Origin of the sequence: Flavobacterium panacagri (assembly GCF_030378165.1) — a bacterium.
Lineage (GTDB): Bacteria > Bacteroidota > Bacteroidia > Flavobacteriales > Flavobacteriaceae > Flavobacterium > Flavobacterium panacagri.
Map to the genome: position 1 here is coordinate 4,368,809 of NZ_CP119766.1, position 21,055 is coordinate 4,389,863.

8 protein-coding genes are annotated in these 21,055 nt (G+C 34.9%); 1 reads left to right on the plus strand and 7 read right to left on the minus strand.

The features are described 5' to 3' along the window. Positions 1–105 precede the first annotated feature (105 nt). The gene (locus P2W65_RS19135; RefSeq protein WP_289660096.1) at positions 106–3,987 is read right to left on the minus strand and encodes a glycosyl hydrolase; all 3,882 of its coding nucleotides are present in this window, start codon (positions 3,985–3,987) and stop codon (positions 106–108) included. Between the two features lie 42 nt (positions 3,988–4,029). Between P2W65_RS19135 and P2W65_RS19140 the strand changes: the two genes are divergently transcribed. After that, positions 4,030–4,194 (plus strand): hypothetical protein, encoded by a 165-nt coding sequence (locus P2W65_RS19140; RefSeq protein ID WP_289660098.1) that lies wholly within the window; start codon positions 4,030–4,032, stop codon positions 4,192–4,194. 219 nt (positions 4,195–4,413) lie between these two features. Here the strand turns inward: P2W65_RS19140 and P2W65_RS19145 are convergent, their stop codons facing one another. The 6 genes from P2W65_RS19145 to P2W65_RS19170 form a co-directional block, all read right to left on the minus strand. Then, entirely contained in the window at positions 4,414–6,396 is a 1,983-nt protein-coding gene (locus P2W65_RS19145) for a RagB/SusD family nutrient uptake outer membrane protein (RefSeq protein WP_289660100.1), read from the minus strand. A 13-nt stretch (positions 6,397–6,409) separates the two neighbouring features. Further along, entirely contained in the window at positions 6,410–9,742 is a 3,333-nt protein-coding gene (locus tag P2W65_RS19150) for a SusC/RagA family TonB-linked outer membrane protein (RefSeq protein WP_289660102.1), read from the minus strand. A gap of 713 nt (positions 9,743–10,455) precedes the next feature. Further along, complete coding sequence (locus P2W65_RS19155; RefSeq protein WP_289660104.1) at positions 10,456–11,610, minus strand: glycoside hydrolase family 88/105 protein; 1,155 nt, start codon at positions 11,608–11,610, stop codon at positions 10,456–10,458. A gap of 301 nt (positions 11,611–11,911) precedes the next feature. After that, positions 11,912–16,009 carry a hybrid sensor histidine kinase/response regulator transcription factor gene (locus tag P2W65_RS19160; protein WP_289660106.1) on the minus strand — a complete coding sequence of 1,366 codons (4,098 nt, stop codon included), beginning with the start codon at positions 16,007–16,009 and terminating at the stop codon, positions 11,912–11,914. Positions 16,010–16,194: 185 nt separating this feature from the next. Further along, positions 16,195–19,308 carry a beta-galactosidase, LacZ type gene (gene lacZ / locus P2W65_RS19165; RefSeq protein ID WP_289660108.1) on the minus strand — a complete coding sequence of 1,038 codons (3,114 nt, stop codon included), beginning with the start codon at positions 19,306–19,308 and terminating at the stop codon, positions 16,195–16,197. A 255-nt stretch (positions 19,309–19,563) separates the two neighbouring features. Beyond that, complete coding sequence (locus tag P2W65_RS19170; RefSeq protein WP_289660111.1) at positions 19,564–20,898, minus strand: BNR repeat-containing protein; 1,335 nt, start codon at positions 20,896–20,898, stop codon at positions 19,564–19,566. Positions 20,899–21,055: the final 157 nt, after the last annotated feature.

The following is a 21,055-nucleotide window of genomic DNA, read 5'->3' on the forward strand; positions in this document are numbered from 1 at the left end:
CTATGTGTATTGATGCTAATGAAATGCCTTTACGCAGTTGCTAAAACTATGTTCCTATGTGTTTAAAAATAATTTCACTACGCTTTACTTATTTACTCTCATATCTTATTTTTTAATAATTCGGACTGTAGCATCAGGATGTGACGGAATCTTAACCAAATAAATTCCCGAAGGCTGATTTTCTATATTCAAATGAATTGCACCATTTATATTTCCATAATGTGCTGTTGAAATTAATTTGCCATCCAGCGTATAAATTGCAACTGTGGTATTGTCCTCATTTGATGGCAAGAAAAGATCAAACTGCCCCGTTGTTGGATTTGGAGACGCGCTGATTATTCTAACGCCTTCTCCTAGTGTATTTATGTCTGCTATATTTGCGTTTTTAGCACTCAAAGAACCAGACGTTGTTAATGTTTTCACTTGTATAGCAGCAGAATATTGGCTTTCTCCTCCCGCATTTTCTGATGCAATCTTGTAGAAATAATCTTTGTTGGCTTCTAAATTGATGTTGGCAAAAATGCTGTCTTTTACGTAAGCGTTTATAATATCATAAGTGCCATTAAGTGTTGTCGCTCTTTTGATTTTATACGATTCCGCTCCTGTTACAAGAGACCATTTCAAATTGATTGCTGATGATGAGACTGCTTCTCCTGTAAAATTGGTTGGAATTGCCGGAATCGCAGGCTGATCGTAAACCAATATCGCCGAATAAGCCGACTCCACATTGTCTTTACCAACCACTTTAATTCTGTATTCGGCATGAGTGTGAACCTGATCTATTTTTGAAATAACATTATAATCTGTTGATTCATAGAAAACAGAAAATGCATTTTCGCCTGTTAGTTTTCTTTCCAGAACATATTTGTTTACTAACTCCTGATTGGTTCCTATCCATTTTATGGTAATATTTTTATAATCAGATGAAAGTGTGTAACTCAGCGTTTCGACTTTTGTTTTCCATAATGGAATATATTCTCTAGTTGAGCTATAGGCTTTCGCCGATGCATTTTTAGCATAATATTGACCCGCAGGAGTTAAAACTGTATAATCGGTCGCTGTACTAGAAATTACTGGTGCATTCTGAAGCCAAACATAATTTTGCCAATTTGGATTTCTAGTTTTAAAAGCGTCGTTAATCGTCACATACATTGCTCGCGCATCTTGCACCCAATTGTATATGGAATAACGTTCTACATAATCGGCACTTTCTAAAACAGCCAAAATCGATGCTAAATCATTTTTGTGTTTTGTTGCATTGGCATCTGTAAGCGTATTCACATCATCAGGGAAATTGTTGGCCGTCCAGTTTGCCCCAATATTCCATTCTGTAATCCAGATTGGTCTTTTGTATTTGTCATAAATGTATTGTAAATCACTTTTCCATTGTGCAGCGGTTTTATACCAATAACAGTGTAATGCAACGTAATCTACGCGGTAATTATTAGCCTCAGCCTGAGTCATGAAATTTGCCATCCAAGGATTATAAGGATCTGAAGTCGCTGGAGAACCTACTCGTAATCCTGATTTCAAAAGAGCTGGCCAATTGCTTATGGCTGCTTCAACAGTCATATTGGCTTGATCTGGACGATCTGGTTCGTTAAATCCTAACAAATGAGTATATCCTTCTTTAGTATAAGCTGGCGTAAAGGAAGGCCACCATTGGGTTTGACGAATTGGAACATATTCTACATTTGGCGTAGTATCCATTCCTGTGTTCCAATTGTAATACCAAGTAATATTGGTTGAATTAATAGCTTCTGTACTGCCGCCTGCAAGTCCTTTTTTGTTAACCTGATGCCATCTCATGGTTCGGACAAACGAAATGGTTCCTTTTAAATTAATAGGTAAAACAGGCACTTCCAAATCTTCATTTTCTGCAATGTAAACTCGGCTGTAGCCTGATCCATCTGCACTGGTAGCGAAAGTCGCCATGTACCCTTTCTTTAATTTGAATGATTTAATAGCATTGTCAAAAGCTCCTAAATTATCAAATGGAGTTACGGTAACATACTGCTGTGATGATCCTGCAAAATTTTCTTCTGTAAAAACTTGTAACGGCTGATAGTCTGCAACGTATGGCGAAACAACTGTTCCTCCGCCATAATTGGTAACATTTACATTTGTACCATTGACTGCCAAAACACCGTTTACCGAAACATATTGCAACTGTGAACTAATTACGTCACTCGGTTTGACATTTTCAAAATATAAACTGTTATCTGTTGATGTTAAGTTGACTGTCGAATTAATTAATGGATTGTTTCCATTTTTAAGATACAAAGAAGCTGTTCCGCTTAAAACTACTTTTGATTTTGCAAAAGCTCCTGTAGTCGTATTGCTTGAAATATTTATGGTTTGCAGTGACGGGCTAATTACTTTATCAGGAGCATAAGCTACATTTTCAAATGTAACCGAAGTAATCGCCATATCTACAGCACCAGTAGCATAATTTTTACCAATTACAATATTGGCGGTCTCTTGTCCCTGAACTTTTAAATCTCCAATTCCGAAAAATGCTTTGGCTCCAGTTATATTGATATAATAAGTTCCTGCACTTTGCGATTGAAATGCCAAATCTCCTTTTCTTAGTTTATTAACAGCTCCTGTTGTAAAGTTTTTAGTTGCCAAAACTGTTCCTCCTCCATTTGCAGCTGTAGAAACCGAAACCGTCATTTGAGAACCTGGACTTAAATTCGAAATGTATTCGTATAGCCACGAAAACTGATAGCCTTTTGAGGCTTCTAATTGTACTGGAAATGAATAAACGGAGTTTTCAAGTGCAGTACTGTCCCATCTGATGTACATTAATCTGCCACTGTAAACTGAATTATCGGATTCAAAAGTATGCCCAGAAGTTACATCCATAAAACGTGCTCCGCTTGTACTGTTGGCTGTATTAAAGATAGATGGAGAAGCAACATTCGTCCATCCATAAGCAGCGGGAGTTCCGGCATTATCATTGTAATAACCATCCCAAGTATTAATTAAATTGGAAGATTTCAATTTTAAGTCGGCAATAGCAAAAAGTGCGTAATCTCCTGTGATGGTTAGGTAATAATTCCCATCAACATTCGAAACAAAAGATAAATCTCCCTTTCGTAATTTATTGGCACTTCCTGTTGTAAATGTTTTAGAAGCAATAACTCCAGATCCGTCAGCACCTGATGATATTGCCACGTTTAATTTGACACCTGCCGTCGCATTGGAAATATATTCATAAAGCCATGAAAATTCATACCTCAAACCTTGCTCCAGCTTGACAGGATAGCTATAGGTCGCAGCCGAATAACTGGCATTGTCCCAACGAATGTACATGATTCTGCCACTGTAAACTGAATTATCGGATTCAAATGTATGCCCAGAAGTTACATCCAAGTATCGAACACCGGAGGTTGAATTAGCAGTATTCCAAGGTAAACTTGTTGAAGTACTTGCCCAGCCGTAATCATTAGGTTTTCCGGAATTACTTCCTGTAATACCTGCCCATCTTCCTAATAAATTATCAGCACCATAGGCAATTGTTGATCCTGAAGTATTATTTAAAAAATCTAATGTTTTAGAAGTTAAATAATGTCCGTCTTGATAAATATTGGCAACACCGTCTTTTATGGCATATCGATACGTTTGTTCCTGAGCATTGTCTACAGAAGTGCTTAAATTTTCGGGCGTTGATAAGATTGTAGTACTATTAAAAGTGGTTTTATCCAAAGAAGTTCTAAATCCAAGGCCGATTATGTTTTTAACTTCAACATCAAATCCTCTTCCAACAGCCGAATTGACTTTGGCTTTTACTTCTAAAGTAAATTCGCTTTGATTGGATAAGGGAAATGATAGAATATCTGGAGCTGTAGCATTTGTAAAAGTCTTAGAACCATTTAATGTTGTCGCTAAATTTGCCTTTACAGGTAAATTAGGAGCTTGTGCCTGTATATTGAATACAAAAACCGATAACCAGAATAATATAAATATGTATAGTTTTTTCATAATGAAATATTTGTTTAAAAATTATTTTAAAATTTTTGTTGAATGCTTTCATTGGTAACCGATAAAATTATTGGTGCAAGAAATTCCCAAACCAGTAATTTTAAAACTAAAAACTGGGCAAGAAAATTCCTTCCGCTTTTATTAACGGGCAAAATTGTACTGAAATTTATTGTGGTATTTTATATTGCTAAACACATGATCTTTTGAATCATACTGCACAATATAGTATTCATGCGGCTTATAATGACTGTCTGTATTATCCTCTTTTATAATCGAGGATAATACTTAAACAGTCCGTAATCATAAAAATTAGTATTAAAAAAATGGATATTTAAAATACTCAAAGTATGTATCTTAAACTGCAGCAAAATAATAACCATCCCAATTAAACTACTGCAGTTCAGATACTTTTTATCATAAAGCTAATTAAAGCTGGCTTTCATCTGCGACAGCATCCTCCCATTTATCCCACACCTTAACGCTCGGATCATAACCATCATAACCAAAGTTCTGACTTAATTTTCCTTTGATATTAGCCGTTATAGCACTATTTGGAATTGGCCAGTAATTGTTACGTTTGTCCATGGTGTAGAACTTAGTTCCGTTAGGAACCACAATTCCACTAGGGTATTTGTTGTAAAGGGTATAATGTACAATACGTTGGTACCAATAACTGCCACCTGCGTTATCTGTTCCAGACTGTTTGTCCCAGTTGGTCTTACTGTAGGTTTGTCCCCATTCATCAGCCTGTCCGCTGAGTGCGAGACAATGCGAAATACGTTTTAACTCCACATTTCTCCATTCTTCCAGATAAAGTTCTCTTCCTCTTTCAGCACAAATATCACCGATAGTTACTGTTCCATACATTTGCGATGCACCAGCTCTCGCTCTGACAACATTTACATCCTGAGCTGCACCACCAACATTGCCTTGATAAAAACGGGCTTCTGCTCTCAACAAATAAGTTTCAGCCAAACGATATAAGTACCAATGTGCTTTACTTCCTGTACTAGCTCCTTGAAAATCATTTGCATTTGGATTCGTTTCATTTACAACATCATGCAGATAGATTTTATACAAAGGAAAATCAAACCATTCACGAAGCGTATCTTTTGCCAACAAAGTAGTACCATTTTTTAATCTGAAGTTTTGTCCATAATACGCCGAAGTCTTGTCGCTATACTTAAGATTTTCCATGTTAACCCAATTACCAACAGTACTGTTATGTCTAAGATCTTGTTTGTCTTCCACACCATTAACCACCCACATAGGATGCTGTGAATAATACGAAGCGCTGATCGTAGCAATACCACGTCCTAAAGCTCTTGCATAATCATAGTTAGCCTGATAATTGGCATTGTTTGAAGCAAAACGATTTGCTGCTTGCTTCCCATCAGGAGTAGTAACTGTACCAGAATTCCAGTTTGGGCCAAAAATTCTCATAGAAGCAAATGGCAAAAAGGATTGTACACCACCATTTGGCATTACCAAAATAGCTTCTCTGTTAGCAGCAATAACCTTATTTTCAGGTCGATGTAAATCCCAAATTACATTTCTAGTAATGGTCCATGTTGCTGGATTTCCTCCTGTATCAAAAGTTCCGAATGAACCCTGCATTAAAGAGTAACCAGAAGAATTAATCAATAAATCGGCCTGATTTTCGGCATCTTTAAATCTTCCAGATGCCAAGTAACATTTAATCAATAATTGACGACATGCCCCTTTGTTTACTACGCCTAGATAAGGTAGTTTTGATTGTTCTGGCACCCATTCTACAGCCTTTTCCATATCTGCTGTAATCATTTCGATAATGGCTTCTTTTTTAGTTGAATAATAACTTTGCTTAGGAACTTCCAAAATCTTTGTAATCAACGGAATATCTCCAAATTGATAAACTAAGTTAAGATAACGATATGCTCTGTGAAAATAAGCCTGACCAATATATTTACGTTTTACTTCTTCTGTTAAACTTGTTACCTTATCAATATAAGTTAAAACAGTATTGGCATGTTTAATTCCAGTATAAGCTTCTGTCCAGTAAAATCCGAAATAAAAATCATCATTTGTTGCCGTTTTATAACTCATGGTAGGCACCATAGTATTAGCAAAATCAGAAATGGTACTGGTATTATCTGTTTTTCCATATTTTGACATATCAGAGAAAACATATTCAGTACCAATAGGTACACTATTACCCGCATTATTGTAATGAATATAGTTATTACGAAGCTGTTTATCTGCACTTGCCAAAACAGCCTGTAATCCAGTTTCTGTAGTAAATGTAGCTTCTGGTTCGTAAAACGAAAGCGGATCTGGCTCCAGAAAATCTTCTGAACAGGAAACAAAAAGAGCAGCAACCGCAACTAGAGGCACTATTCTTGAAATTTTATTTTGTATATATCTTTTCATTATTGACTAATTTTTAAAGTGAAACGTTAAATCCTAAATTAAACATACGGGTTGCAAGTCCGCCTGTCTCCGGATCACCATAATATTTCCATTGTTTAGAAGCCGACCAAGTTGCCACATTCTGAACAGAAGTATAGATTTTAAAATTTCTCACATGTAAACGGTTTATAAGATCTTTAGGAAGTGAGTACGCCAGAGAAATATTGTCTAAACGAATAAAACTGCGATCGTATAATTTTGCTGTTCCAGCTCCTGCAGGTCCTCTAGCATCAAGACGCGCCCAATCATTTGTTGGATTGTCAATTGTCCAATACGGATTTACAAACGGATTGTAGTTATTCGTGTATAAACTACCATCATTATACGTATTCATATAACGTCCATCCATTGATTTGTGTCCCATGTATGAATACATATTGATCGCCAAATTCCAATTTTTATAAAATGTAAATTCATTACGCAGCGACCAGTTAATTGGCGGTGTTGTCTGTCCTAAAAATTGTCTGTCTTTTTCGTTATAAGTTGGTTTTCCGTTAACATCATCAGCAGTATAGCTATTTTCTACTTTTGGATCACCTGGACGCTGTCCGTATTTTGCAGCTTCAACGGCTTCATCTTTCTGCCAAATTCCGATTACTTTATAATCCCAAATTTGAGAAATAGGTTTTCCAATAAACCATCCATTGGTTTTATCATCTGCTTCTTTTCTTCCAATAACATTTCCATTGGCATCTTTAATATCTTCCATATTGCCATACAATTTGTTAATGGTATTCTTGTTGTATGAAAAAGCGACCATAGTCGTCCATTCAAAGTTTGGCTTTTTCATATTCAAAGAAGTAAGACTGATCTCAATACCTTTGTTTTCAACTTCTCCAAGATTGGTTGCAATAGATGAGAATCCAGTAAACTCAGGTAAACGCTGGCTCATGATCATATCATTAGTAACAGATCTGTAAACATCAATTGTAGTTGTAATTCTATCATTTAAGAACCCAAGATCAAGACCAATATTCGTTGCTGTTGTTTTTTCCCACTGCAAATTTGGATTTGCCATACGATCTATTCCAAGATATTTCATATCCACGATGTTTCCTGAAGCATCAATATATCCCATAGTTGCTCCTGTACCTGAACTTAAATTGGCTAAAGCCAAATAGGGATCAGCAAGCGATCTGTTTCCATTTTTACCCCACGATAAACGTAATTTACCTGTGCTTAAAGGCTGCCATTTAAACCAACTTTCTTTATTAAAGTTCCATCCCAATGCTACAGAAGGGAAAGTGGCATAAGGATAAGAAGCTCCAAATGCTGAATATCCATCACGACGTACTGTCCCTGTAATCATATAACGATCGTCAAACGAATAGAAAAGTCTTGCCATTAAGGCATCACCTGTCTGATGTGTGTCTGTTGCTGTAAAAGTACTATTGGCAAGTGTCGCATTGGCAATATTGTGGTATCCTAAAGCATCCGAAGGCTGAATATTACGTGCATAAACAACATCTGACCATGTTTTAAGATCTTCAGCTTCCTGAACAAAAGTGGCTATAATATGGTGTTTTTCATTAAATGTATGATCCCATGTTATGGTGTTGTTTATATTCCATGTAAATTTTTTACCATTACCTCTATCCACTCCTATGTTAACTGGATTCCAGTTTTTATTACCTGCTGACTGGAAATAACGATTGTAAAAGAATTCATATCGAGGTGCAGCATTAAACGAGTATGTAATACCTAAAGGTAAAGTTACTTTTGTATTAAATATTGTATTCAATACTGTATATCCTTTATCTAGATCCATATATTGGCGATCATAGTAGTAGTTATATCCTCCAATTGTTGGTCCCATTGGCTGTCTTGCGTAATCGCCATTTGTTTCTTTAAAGTTAGCAAACGGGCTGTTTCTTAACATATTGGCATCCCAATAATTCGTTCCTGTTCCTACAGATATATCTCCATCTGAACGATCTTGAAAATTAACGTTTGCTCCAAATTCAAGCCAATCTGTAATTTTAGCATCAACCTTCATATTCGCACGAACGGCAGTATAATCATTACCCTGAATAGCTCCTTCAGATGTTAAGTATCCCATAGACATATAATAATTTACTTTATCACTTGCTCCAGAAACACTTAAATTATTGTCGCGATTGATTCCTGTTCTAAAAGTACTATTGTACCAATCGTGTGTTTTTCCTTCTGTAAAATTCTTCAAAAGCGTTGCGTCAGTAATTCCCAAACGCAGTCCCCAAACTTCATTTAAACTTTTTCCTTGTATTTGTGAAGCTGGCTGATAGGCTAACCACTGCGCCTCAGTAATACCGTACTGGCTTAATTGGCTTGGACTTGAATAATAACCTGGTTTACCTGCTGCTGTTCCTGTTACCCATGCTTCGTAATTTCCAGTTGGAGTATTGGTGCCATACGTTTTAGCAGTTTCCCAATCTTGACGGTATTTTATATATCCATCCGCAGAATATACATTTCTGTAAGCACTTTCATTGACAATCGTCATGTTGCTAGTAACATTAATAATAGGCTTACCTGTTTTTCCTTTTTTTGTCGAAATAACAATAACCCCAGCTGCCGCTTTAGAACCATATACCGCTGTCGCAGATGCATCTTTTAAGATATCAATCTGGCCAACATCATCAGGGTTAATTTCTGAAAGTTCTCCGTAGAACTGCATCCCATCCAAAATAATAAGTGGTGAATTATGATTGGCTCCATCGGGATTGTAAACAGAAGTCTGCCCTCGAATCTGCAAAGATCCTCCTCCTTTTGCAGAAGGGTCATATCCCACTTTTAGACCTGGAACACCTCTTAATAAATCCTGAACAGTCTGCGGGTTTTGATTGGCTAAAGCTTCGGCTTTAACCTGAACAATTGATCCGGTTAAATCTTTTTTCTTCATTTTACCATATCCCACTACTACTACTTCATCCAAAGAAGCAGCATTTTCTTCTAGTTTTATATTAATATTAGTTCTGCCGTTTACTGCTACTTCCTGAGTTACAAAACCAACAAACGAAACTACTAATACAGAATTCCCATCACCTGCGATAGTGAATTTTCCGTCAAAATCTGTTATCGTACCATTTTTTGTTCCTTTAATTAAAACTGATGCTCCTGGAAGCGGAACACCTTTACTGTCTTTTACTTGTCCACTAATACTGTTTTGTGGCTGTACTTTTTCTGCTCCTATTTTACTACTCGGTTCAGTAGAAAATGCATGTACTTGAGACAATGAAACTAATACACAAAGCAGTGTGAGTTTCTTTTTCAAATCAAATCCAGATCCATAATCAGGAGCCTTAATCTTCCTAATAAAGTTTGTCATTTTTGGTTGTCGTTTTGGTTAAAAGTTTAGTTAATAAGTCTGCAAAATATAGAAAGCAACATTGATAAGTGTGTTTTTTACAATTTTCTTTTTCAAAATTTTTTAAGTAAACATTATCATGTAATTATCAATAGTTTGCATTACAAATCTATAGCAAGAAGCGTGAGTGAAAGGGGGTAATTACAACATTAAAAAAGGGGCAAATCCGTATATTTAAGTAGAAAATGCTGGTTTTTTAAATGAATGGCAAAAAAAGCATATTCAAAATGAACTATACATAATTATTTAAAAACTAGAAATAAACAAGCAAGCATTATAATCTCTTAGTATTTATCTTAAATAACTCTAGAAAAACGAAAAGAGGCGAAGCAACATACAGCATTAATTGTAAAAAAATATAATTATAAAATTAACAGACAACTCATTCAATAAAGCACATTGAGTGAACGCAGATAAAACGGATTTACTTCGTAAAGACGCGGATTTAAACAGATTACTGTTTTTTTTTTTAGAAAGATTAATAAAAAATCCGTTTTAATCCGCGTCTTCGCGGTAGCGAATCTGTATAATCCGCGTCTAATGGGACTAATTATCACTAATAGCTATATTAAAAACCTTTACATCTGCGATATATCTTATTTGACATAAGTAAACCATAACAAAAAAAGCTGTCTTTTTGAGACAGCCTTCTTCAAATAATAAAATGTAATCAATTATTTCACATAACGATAAACCTCTGATGCTGCTAACAAAAAGGCTCCTACTCCAAAATCAGCAGTTGAATTTTTATCGACTACTTGTCCCGGAATTGCTTTTTCGCCAATAGGCTGGACATATCCCAAAGTCCCATCTGGCTGAAGTGCAAAAGTGGTTAAGTAATTCCATGATTTTTGCACTATTGGCAGATATTCTTTTTTATCCAAAAAGCCGTTGTTAATTCCCCACATAAAACCATAAGTAAAAAAGGCTGTACCGCTGGTTTCTGGCCCAGGTGCATGTTCAGCATCTAGAATACTTCTTGTCCAATAGCCGTCTTTTTGCTGTGTGGCAGCAAGAGCTTTGGCCATATCTTTAAAACGGCTGATATACTCCTCTCTATGTTTAACTGATTTTGGTAAATCCTGAATAATTTTGGCATAACCTGCAAAGATCCAACCATCTCCTCTAGCCCAAAAATCTTTTTTTCCATTAGCACTTTTGTGTTTTGGATACACATATTTAGCATCACGGAAATATAGCTTTGCTTCTTCATCATACATAATGCTGTCCGCATATTGTAAATAAGAATGGAGTTTTTCTAAATACATTTCATTTCCTGTAACGTTGTACAGCTTTGTCATTACCGGCATTACCATATACAAGCCGTCAACCCACCACCAATAATCGTTTTGTGGCGTACTCATTTCATATTCCATCACTTCTTTTGCTCTTGCAATTTTTTGAGGATCTTTTTTTCCTGTGAAATTGTACAAATCGATATAGGTTTGAAAACAAATCTGCCAGTCTCCAAACAATACATATTGATCTGTTTCGCCATAATTGTATTTCCATTCTGATTTATCAGTTGATTTCGCACCCATCCATTGATTCTTCTCCGCCCAAGCCATCGAATAATCTAAATATTTTTTGTTTTGGGTTACTTTGTAAGCTTCCATATTTCCGGTATGGTAAGCGGAAACATGCCAAAAAGCATTTCCTGGTTCCGGATGTGTTACCTGCCAATGGTTATTTACTTTGTCGATAATAGCGATTACCTCTTTTTTAGATTCTTTTATCCCGTTTTCCTGTTTTACATTTCCTGTTTTACAGCCAATTGCCCCAAATGAAAGAGAAGCTATTGCCATAAAAATTGATTTTCTAAACTTCATTATTATATTTTTTTAGTTAAATGTTTAATAGTAGTTCTGCTCAAATTTGTTCAAATCTGCAGAAATCTGCGTGAAATTAATCGTAGCGCTCTTTTTGTGCTTATTGAGTTTAAAAATTTTGCGATGCCGCATTTTTTTTCGCCACAAATTCCACAAATTTTCACCAATACATACAGGTAAATTGTTAGTGCAATTAATTTCACTAATTAAATTTCGTGTTAATTCGTGCAATTCGTGTTTTATTTTAAATTGTGTCCATTTTAATGTCTTATTAATTGTTTTTTCAAATCTATTTTAACTATCAAGCTGATTTCCAAAAGCTTTCATTCAGTATATATTTATTATCCTTCACATTTTGATACTTCTTCTTAAACTCGGAAGGATTTATATTATAAAACTGCTGAAAGTGTTTTCTGAAATACTTAATATCTCCAAAACCAGCTATCGAAGCGGCCTGACTAATCTGTAAATCGGTTGTAATTAATAAGGTCGCTACTTTTCGCAAACGCACATTTCTAGTAAATTCTGAAACCGATTTACCAGTAATCTTTTTAATTTTTTTATATACCAAAGAATAACTCATTCCTAAATGAAACGCCAGATCATGTACATTGAAATTCTCTACATCTAAATTGGCGTCAATTATCTCCACAATCCTTTCGATCAGTTTTTTATCTTCATCTGATAATTTTAGATTGGCTTCTTTTTTGGTCACTGAATTAAGTAAATAATGCTGTTCGCTGTCACGTCTCGCTAATATGCCACTGATTCTAGCCAGTAAATAATCATTATCAAAAGGTTTTGTAATATAATCATCGGCACCGACTTCGGCTCCTTTAAGTTTCACTTCTTCCGAAGTTCCTCCGGTAAGCAATATTACAGGAATATGTTTTAACTCTTCGTCTGATTTGATGTGTTTACAAAAAGCAACTCCATTCATTTCTCCCATTACAACATCAGAAATAATTAAATCGGGTTGTACTTTTCTAATTAGAGTTAAAGCCATTTCAGCATTTTCGGCTAGTGTAATATGGTATTTTGAGGATAATATTCGTTTCAAATAATTTCTTATTTGGGCATTATCATCTACAACCAAAATACTTTTGGCGTCTTTAATCAAATCACTGACTGTTTCAGGTTCTTCAATAGTCTGCAATACATTTTCCTGTATCACGGTATCTTCCATAGCTTCCTCTAAAAATAAGGTTCTGTCACTTAAATCTTCCCTGATTTCAATATCTCCAAAATGTTCTTTTCCAAGTGGTAACTTGATTTCAAAAATAGATCCGCCATTTTCATTATCATAACAACTAACAGCACCATGATGCTGATTCACAAATTGTTTCACCAAATAAAGTCCGATTCCAAATCCCTTGCGGTTGTTTTTTATGTTATTATTGGATTGATAAAATAAATTAAATATTTTCTCTTTATCAGCATCTGAAACTCCTTCGCCATTATCAATCACTTTTATAATAACTTCATTATCTGTACAGCGCAAATTAACCGCAACACTTCCGTTCTCCTTTTCTGTAAATTTTAATGCATTCGAAATCAAATTAAACAGAGCCATTTCAATCTTTTCCCGGTCTACATAGACCAATACCCTTTCTTCAGAAATACTAAAACTGTAATCTATTTTTTTGACTTTGGCGTGATGCACAAAACAGCTGAAAACCTCTTTGGCCAATTCAACAATATCAATTTGACCAATTTTAAGTTTTCCTGTTTCTGTTTCTGTTTTTCTAAACAAAAGAAGCTGATCGACCAAACTCAACAATCGTCTTGAATTGCTGTAAACCATTTCAATAGCACCGGGATCAATCTGTTGGTCGGTTCCATAAATGATATCTTTTAAAGGATTAATAATCATGGTTAAAGGTGACCTGAATTCATGAGAAATATTGGTGAAAAAGGTTATTTTTTTCTCATTCAGTTCTTTTTCCTGTTTTGCCAAATCCTGCGAAAGTTTTACTTCGTATTTAAGTTTGGCCTGCTGACGCTGATATTTGTCAACTACATAAATACCTAGGCAAACAATCAGGAAATAGATAAAATAGGCAAAACCGCTTCTGTACCACGGAGGCAATATGGTAATTGGAAGTGAAATAGTGCTTTTACTCCAAATTCCTTCAGCATTAGTAGATTTGATTTTCAACACATAATCTCCTTCTGTGATTTTGGAATAATTGGCACTTCGAATATTATCGACATAATGCCATTGCGAATCCCATCCTTCTAAAAAATAAGCATAAGAAATTTTTTCAGGAAGACTGTATTCTAAAGCCGCAAAATCAATATTAAGCATTGATTCATCATAAGGCAATTTCAGTTTATCAATTCCAAAAGAAGTTAAATTGGATTGATCATAAACCTTATTGTTTACTTTTATTGTAGTGATAACCAGCTTTGGAAAATCATGAATCTGGGTATTGATTTTTGTGTTTATGATATTAAAACCTTTGATTCCGCCAAAAAGGATTTCGCCTGTTGAAAGTTTAACCGCCGCGTTATAATTAAACTGATTGCTCTGAAGACCATCAGCATCATGATAACTTGTAATATGTCCCGTTTGAGCATTGTAAACAAATATTCCATTATAAGTACTACACCAATAATCTCCTTCATTATCCTTTACAATATTTAGTACCGAATTATTTGGAATTCCATCTTTTTGGGTTAGGAATTTCTTTTGCAGCGTCTGCGGATTAAAAATCAAAAGCCCTCCTCCTTCTGTTCCCACAAGCATTTTTTCAGGCGAAACAGCAATAACAGATCGTACGGGATATTTAAGATCGATCACTTTGCGTTGCATTGTTTTTGGATTAAATTCTACTAAATCCGTAAAATTTCCTATCCAAAGATTGGCATTATGATCTTCTGCAATAGAAATAATTCCTCTAATTTTTGCATCAACAAAATCAAATTTATCCTGTGTTTCATTATAACGATACAAGCCTTCGTCATCTGGAGAAGCCGCCCACAGAACATTATTCTTAGCACGAAAGAGCACCCAGAAATTCTTTTGATTTGCTCCCACTTTTGGATTAAAAAAGGTGTACTTTTTGAAATTATGCGTCTGTGAATTAAACAAACAGACACCTCCGCCATAAGTCGCAAACCAAGTTCCTCTGCTGTCAGTTACGATTGAAGAAACAAAATTATTAGATATCGAATTGGTATTATTGGAACTGTGAGAATAATTTGTAAACGTATTAGTCTTTCTATTCCATAAACTTGCGCCCGCTCCATCTGTTCCTATCCATAAATGTTCACTATCTTGTTCTGACAAGGAAAGAATAAAATCACTTGAAATCGTATTTTTTATCTTTTCATTTTTAGAAATGGTCGTAAAAGGACTTTTTCTTTCCTCAATTTTATTAACGCCTCCTCTTAAAGTTCCAACCCAAACTCTATTTTCATTGTCCGAAAAAAGCGAGGAAATAGCGTTACTATTCAATTTTTCCTCATCTGAATTGGCATTAAACAAAGAAAAACTATCCGATGCATAACTGTATTTTACTATTCCATTCCCATTGGTCGCAATCCAAAGTTCTTTTTTGTCTGGTTTGCACATCAAATCGGAAATAGGATTTTGCAATTCCTGATTTGCATAAATGCGATGTGTTTTATTTAGGGAATTGTACTTTAATAAACCACCATCAACTCCTACCCAAATATTGGAAGATTTGTCACACAACACACAATTTCCTTGTTGATAATCGGACAAAACCACAACCAGTTTTTTTGCTGTTGCATCCATAGTCACAAGTCCAACTCCCTGAACAAAACACCAAAACTTACCCGATTTATCAAAATCCATTCCCTGAACATGATAATCCCATTGCAGTTTTCCGTTTACATAAAGCGGAATCTGAATAATTCTTTTTTGTTTGGCTCCACAATAAAGCAGTCCTCGACCAGCAGTGCCAATATACATCACCGATTTATAATCCATGATCTTATTGACCACAAAATCTATAGGCTCTGTCTTAGATGTTTTTGCATTTAAATAATATTTACGGCTAAAGTGATTGTTGAGATAATTGTAAACACTGATACCGCCTTTTGTACCAATCCAGATTTCATCTTTGGTTCCGCAAATGCTTACAACTCTATTATTATTTAATGAACTATAATCGTTTGGTTCATTTCTAAAATTTAAAAAATTATAACCATCATATCGGCTGATTCCATCATAAGTACCAAACCACATCAGGCCTCTTTTGTCCTTATAAACCGAAGTAACAGCGTTATTGGCCAGTCCGTTTTTTATCCCGATGTAGCCAATAGTATATTTTTCCTGTCCAAATTTAGAAGCAGATAATTCCCCAGCTGACTGTGGTTGAGCCGGACAGCAAACTAAAAGAATTAAAAATAATAGAATTCTATTTTTCAAAATGTGCGGTGGTTAGGTTAGTTTAAGTTTTTGATGAATCTATAAATAGATGTCTGTTATTTTAAAAAAGCATATGTTGTAAAATTTTATTCCTAAAAAAGGTAATTATTCTTAAATATTTTAAAATCAGAAAAACCTATGATGTTTACTCATAGGTTTTTCTTTCCAAAAAGACGAACTACTAACTAATTAATCAATGATATGGTATAGGAATAGCTGTATTTTTTGCCCAACAAACGATATTGCTCATGTGGCAGACTTCCCCAGCTGTCATCGCCTCCAAGACCTCTTTGTTTGTAATCTAAATGCAGGTAAACTGCTTCTTTAGAATCTAAGTTTAAATCAGTCGGATGACGCTGTTCCTTATTTTTTCCTGGATCCAAATCTTCTGTCGAAATATTCAGTGCGCTAAAACCAATTGGCTGTGCGCCATCAATTCTTAAACCTTGTCCAGCATTGTTTTTTAAAGTCAGCCAACGGACATCTGTTTTATATCCCGATTCCTGCGGACGAATAAAATTTCTTGCATATTGATTGCTCACCTTATCTGAATATTCTCCGATAAACGCGGCCGAATTTCTATCTGAATAGTTTTCCCAAGGGCCTCTTCCGTAATAACTTAAATTATCAAATGATCCGTTTAGTTTCATACGCATTCCAAAACGAGGCATTTCAGGTAAATCTTTTCCTGTCATGTCAATTGAAGACGTGATTTTAATTTCACCATTATTCTGAATCAAATAATCTACTGTATATGGAACATCAGCTTGCGCTAATTTATAAGCTACTTTTATTCCTAATCCTGCTGTATTTTTTTCGTCTAAAACAACACTTACAACTGTCGGATTTTTTGAGGCTTCTTTCCAGATTCCTAATTTATTTGGCATCCCGCTTCCAAAATCATTATCTGTTGGAGCGCGCCAGAAATAAGGTGTTGGAAAATTCGTAATCACATTTTTTCCGTTTTTCGATTCGTATTTTGAGATTTCTCCTTTTTTCAAGTCAAATTCTCCTTTACTATTTTCTGTTTCAAAAGAAAGAATAGTATTTGCTTTTGAATATTTTAATTTAGAAGCGCTATTTGTTTTCGTATTAGCCGCAAAATAATTTCCTTTTGCTATTTCAAATTGTGCTCTAGCAAATTCAAATCCTTTTGCTACTAAAGGATCATCGTATTTTGAAAGGGCAAAAACATTTAAAAAATATTCTGAATTTTCATCGATATCGCCTAAATAGATCGCTACTTTTTTACTTTGTTCTGGTTCTAAGTCTAAACTAAATTCGCCAGTTTTTACTTTTGCTCCGTTTTTAATCAGTTCATATTTAAAGTTATAATTGGACAGATTAGTATAATTAAAATGATTTCTGATTATTAATTCGGTTCTGCTGTTTAAAAGAATTTCAATGTTTTGATATACTTTTTTTACTTCTTCTAAAGCTGGTTTTGGAGTTCTGTTAGAAAAGATAAGGCCATCGGCACAACCATTTTCGTCATTTTGCAAAGCAGCGCCTCCCAAATCTCCTCCGTAAGCCCAGAAAATTTGTCCTTTATCATTTTTAGTTTTGATTCCCTGATCTACCCAATCCCAGATAAAACCGCCCTGCATACGTTTGCTATTATTGATAATGTCCCAATATTCCTGAAAATTACCACTGCTTTGTCCCATTGCATGTGCATATTCACACATAATATACGGACGTGTTTTATCAGAATTCGCATAATTTTTCATGCTTTTAATGCTTGGATACATTGGCGCTACGATATCTGTATTTCTATTTTCTCCCGCCTGTTCAAACTGAACCGGACGTGTTGTATCGACTTTTTTTAACCAATCGTAAGCATCATAAAAAACAGGGCCGTTACCGCATTCATTTCCTAAAGACCAGATAATAATCGAAGGATGATTTTTGTCGATCGCAAACATTCTTTCGATACGATCTAAATGTGCCGGCGCCCATTCCGGTAGATAAGCTGGATGTTTTTTCTGATCAAACCAATTCTGCCATTCTGCTCCCATTGCATGACTTTCAATATTGGCTTCGTCCACTACATAAAAACCATATTGATCGCACAATTCATAAATATGAGGATCATGCGGATAATGACTCATTCTGATAACGTTAATGTTGTGTTCCCTCATTAACTGAAGATCTTTCAGTGTTAGTTTTTCATTCGGAACGTGACCGTTTACATCATCATGTTCATGGATATTAACTCCTTTTACCATAATGACTTTACCATTTACCAATAAACGAGCGTTCTTAATTTCTACTTTTCTAAAACCTGTTTTTTTAGAAATAATTTCTAAAGTTTTTCCTTTATCATCTAATAATGTAATGGTGTATCGATATAAATTTGGCGTTTCGTTACTCCATAGTTTTACATTTTCAATTGTTTTTTCGAAGCTTATATTTTGCGCTTTATCATTTACTTTTTTGCTTTCAGAATAAATCACTTTGTTCTGATCGTCAAACAATTCAACCTTTACAGATGGATTTTTTACTTTACTTTTTTCAAAATATTTTAGTGTTACATCCAGATTGAAAAGTCCGTTTTTGTATGGATTGTCTAAGTCACTTTTTACAAAATAATCCCAAATCGTTGTTTTAGGCATTGCCTGCAGGTAAACGTCTCTTTCGATACCGCTTAATCTCCAAAAATCCTGATCTTCTAAGTAACTTCCATCGTGCCAACGGAATACCTGAACAGCAAGCAGATTTTCTCCTTTCTTTAAAAAAGAAGTAATATTAAATTCAGCCGGAGTTTTGGATGCTTTGGTCATACCCACTTCTTTTCCGTTCAGGAATACTCTCGCATAGCCTGAAATAGAAGCAAAATGAAGAATGATTTCTTTGTCTTTCCATGATTCAGAAACCTGGAAAGTACGTCTGTAACTTCCAACCGGATTATAATCTTCCGCTATAAAAGGCGGATTTTTTGGAAACGGATACGTAATATTGGTATAAATAGGAATATCAAAACCTTGCAGTTCCCAGTTAGATGGCACTTGAATGTTTTTCCAATTGGCATCATTCAATGTCGTGGTGTAAAAATCCAAAGGTCGTTCGGATGGTTTTTTAACAATATTGAACTTCCAATTTCCATTCAAACTTTGATACAACTCTGATTTTTGAGGATTGTTTCCTTTCAGTTCCGTTTCATTACTGAATAACAAGAAAGAGCTTCTGCCTTTTTCTTTTCCTCTGTCCAGAATCTGAGGATTCTCCCATTCATTATTCTGGGCAAAATTATTTTGCAGACTCCAAAACAAAGCAAGTGCTAATACAATTTTTTTCATTTAACTACACAATGGTTTTTAATTTAATACTTCAAAATTTATTTCAAACCAGCCTGTCAATGCTTGATTCCGAAATAAAAATCAACTTCACAAATTTAGATAACGACCTATAAGATAAGAGGGACGTTACAGTAAATTAGAAGGGGTATATTAGCATAAACGGCCAAAAAACGAGTAATTGAGACGATATTTCACATTATTCATAATTATTGAATTAAAAAATATTGAAAGGAAAAATTGTATTATATCAAAAAATTAAGGCTTTAGAACAGGAAGTTGTTTTACCTCTAAAATTTGTACAGGTTCCGGGTTTACTTTTACCAATCCTTCTCCATCGGCCTGACTTACGTTTTGAGAAAAAATATGCAATTGCTTTTTGTTTTTCCAAAGTTCTTTATCCAAATTCGGTTCCCATTGTCCTACCCTAAAACGGCTTAGATCTGTTAACTCCCATTTTTTATTTTCTAAATTGGCATAAGCCAATGTTATTTTATTATCACGTTCTTCATCTCTAAAAAGCAGATACAACATCGATTTATTAACCAAAATTTCAGGACGAGAAATCGGAATTCTTTTCGTACCGCCTCCGCCTAAATTAAATGGTTTGGTATGAAAATCGGTATTGATTAAATTCCATTTTCTGTTAGAAAAATATACCACTTTGTATTGCGGAATACCATTATTGTCCCAATACGTAGTAATGTATGGATTTCCTTTTTCGTCAACAGTCATTGCGGTTTGGTTAATTAAACTGCTGTTTTGTGGTACTTCCCAGGCATGTTCAGCCGTGGCTTTTGTAATTGGTAAACTGTATTTTTCTCCTGTGGATTTTTGCCATGTTTTACCACCATCAGCTGAAAAAGCATAACAAATATCATGGTTTGTGGAAACATCCCAACTTTCTCTCCAAACCCATGAAATGTAAATTCCTTTTTCGCCTATACACATTTGCCAATAGGCACTGCGCTGGTTTTCGCCATCAATTAAATTATTTTGTAAGGATGTCCATTGCTGTTTTTTAACATCATAAGATTTAATAACCAAATTTCCTCTTCCCGAAGCTCCAGAACGGTAACAAAACAACAAATTTCCATTAGGAAGATTATGAAATTCAGGGTACGTTACTTTATTCTCGTCCACACCAGTCATAGCTATTTCTTCGCCTAATTCTAAAGTAAACGGCTTTTTACTTCTGGCATAACGCAAACGCGTATCATGATGATCCCAGCTCACATGAAGATAACCATCGCTGTCTATTGCAATGCTGATATCGTTGTGAGCATCTTTTACATTGCCGCTGTAAGGTGTAATTACTTTATCCCAATTGTTTGAATTTAGTTTTCGTTTTGCCAAAACCATTCTGCCTTCCGGATCGTAGTAAGCTGTATATTGATTTCCTTTAAACGATGTCAGTGCACTATTTCTAAAAATAACCGTATTAACAGAATTGTTACTCCAGCCTAAGCCTACTTCACTTTCTGTAGTTTTCAACTGAGCATTTACGCTGAATGATGAAAATAGCAGCGCTAAAAATAAACTTGTGCCAGTAAATGTTTTAGTATTCAATTGATTTTTTAAATCGGTTTTCATTTTCTTTTTATAAAAAAATTAATTCTATGCAGTAAAGATTTTTTTAATGTAATTCAGGGCTGAATCCCATTAAACGCAGAAGAGTTTCGCAAAAGTTATTGCATATCACTTTATTCTGCTTACACATTGTTTTTATCTTAATAAGTGTAATCGCAAC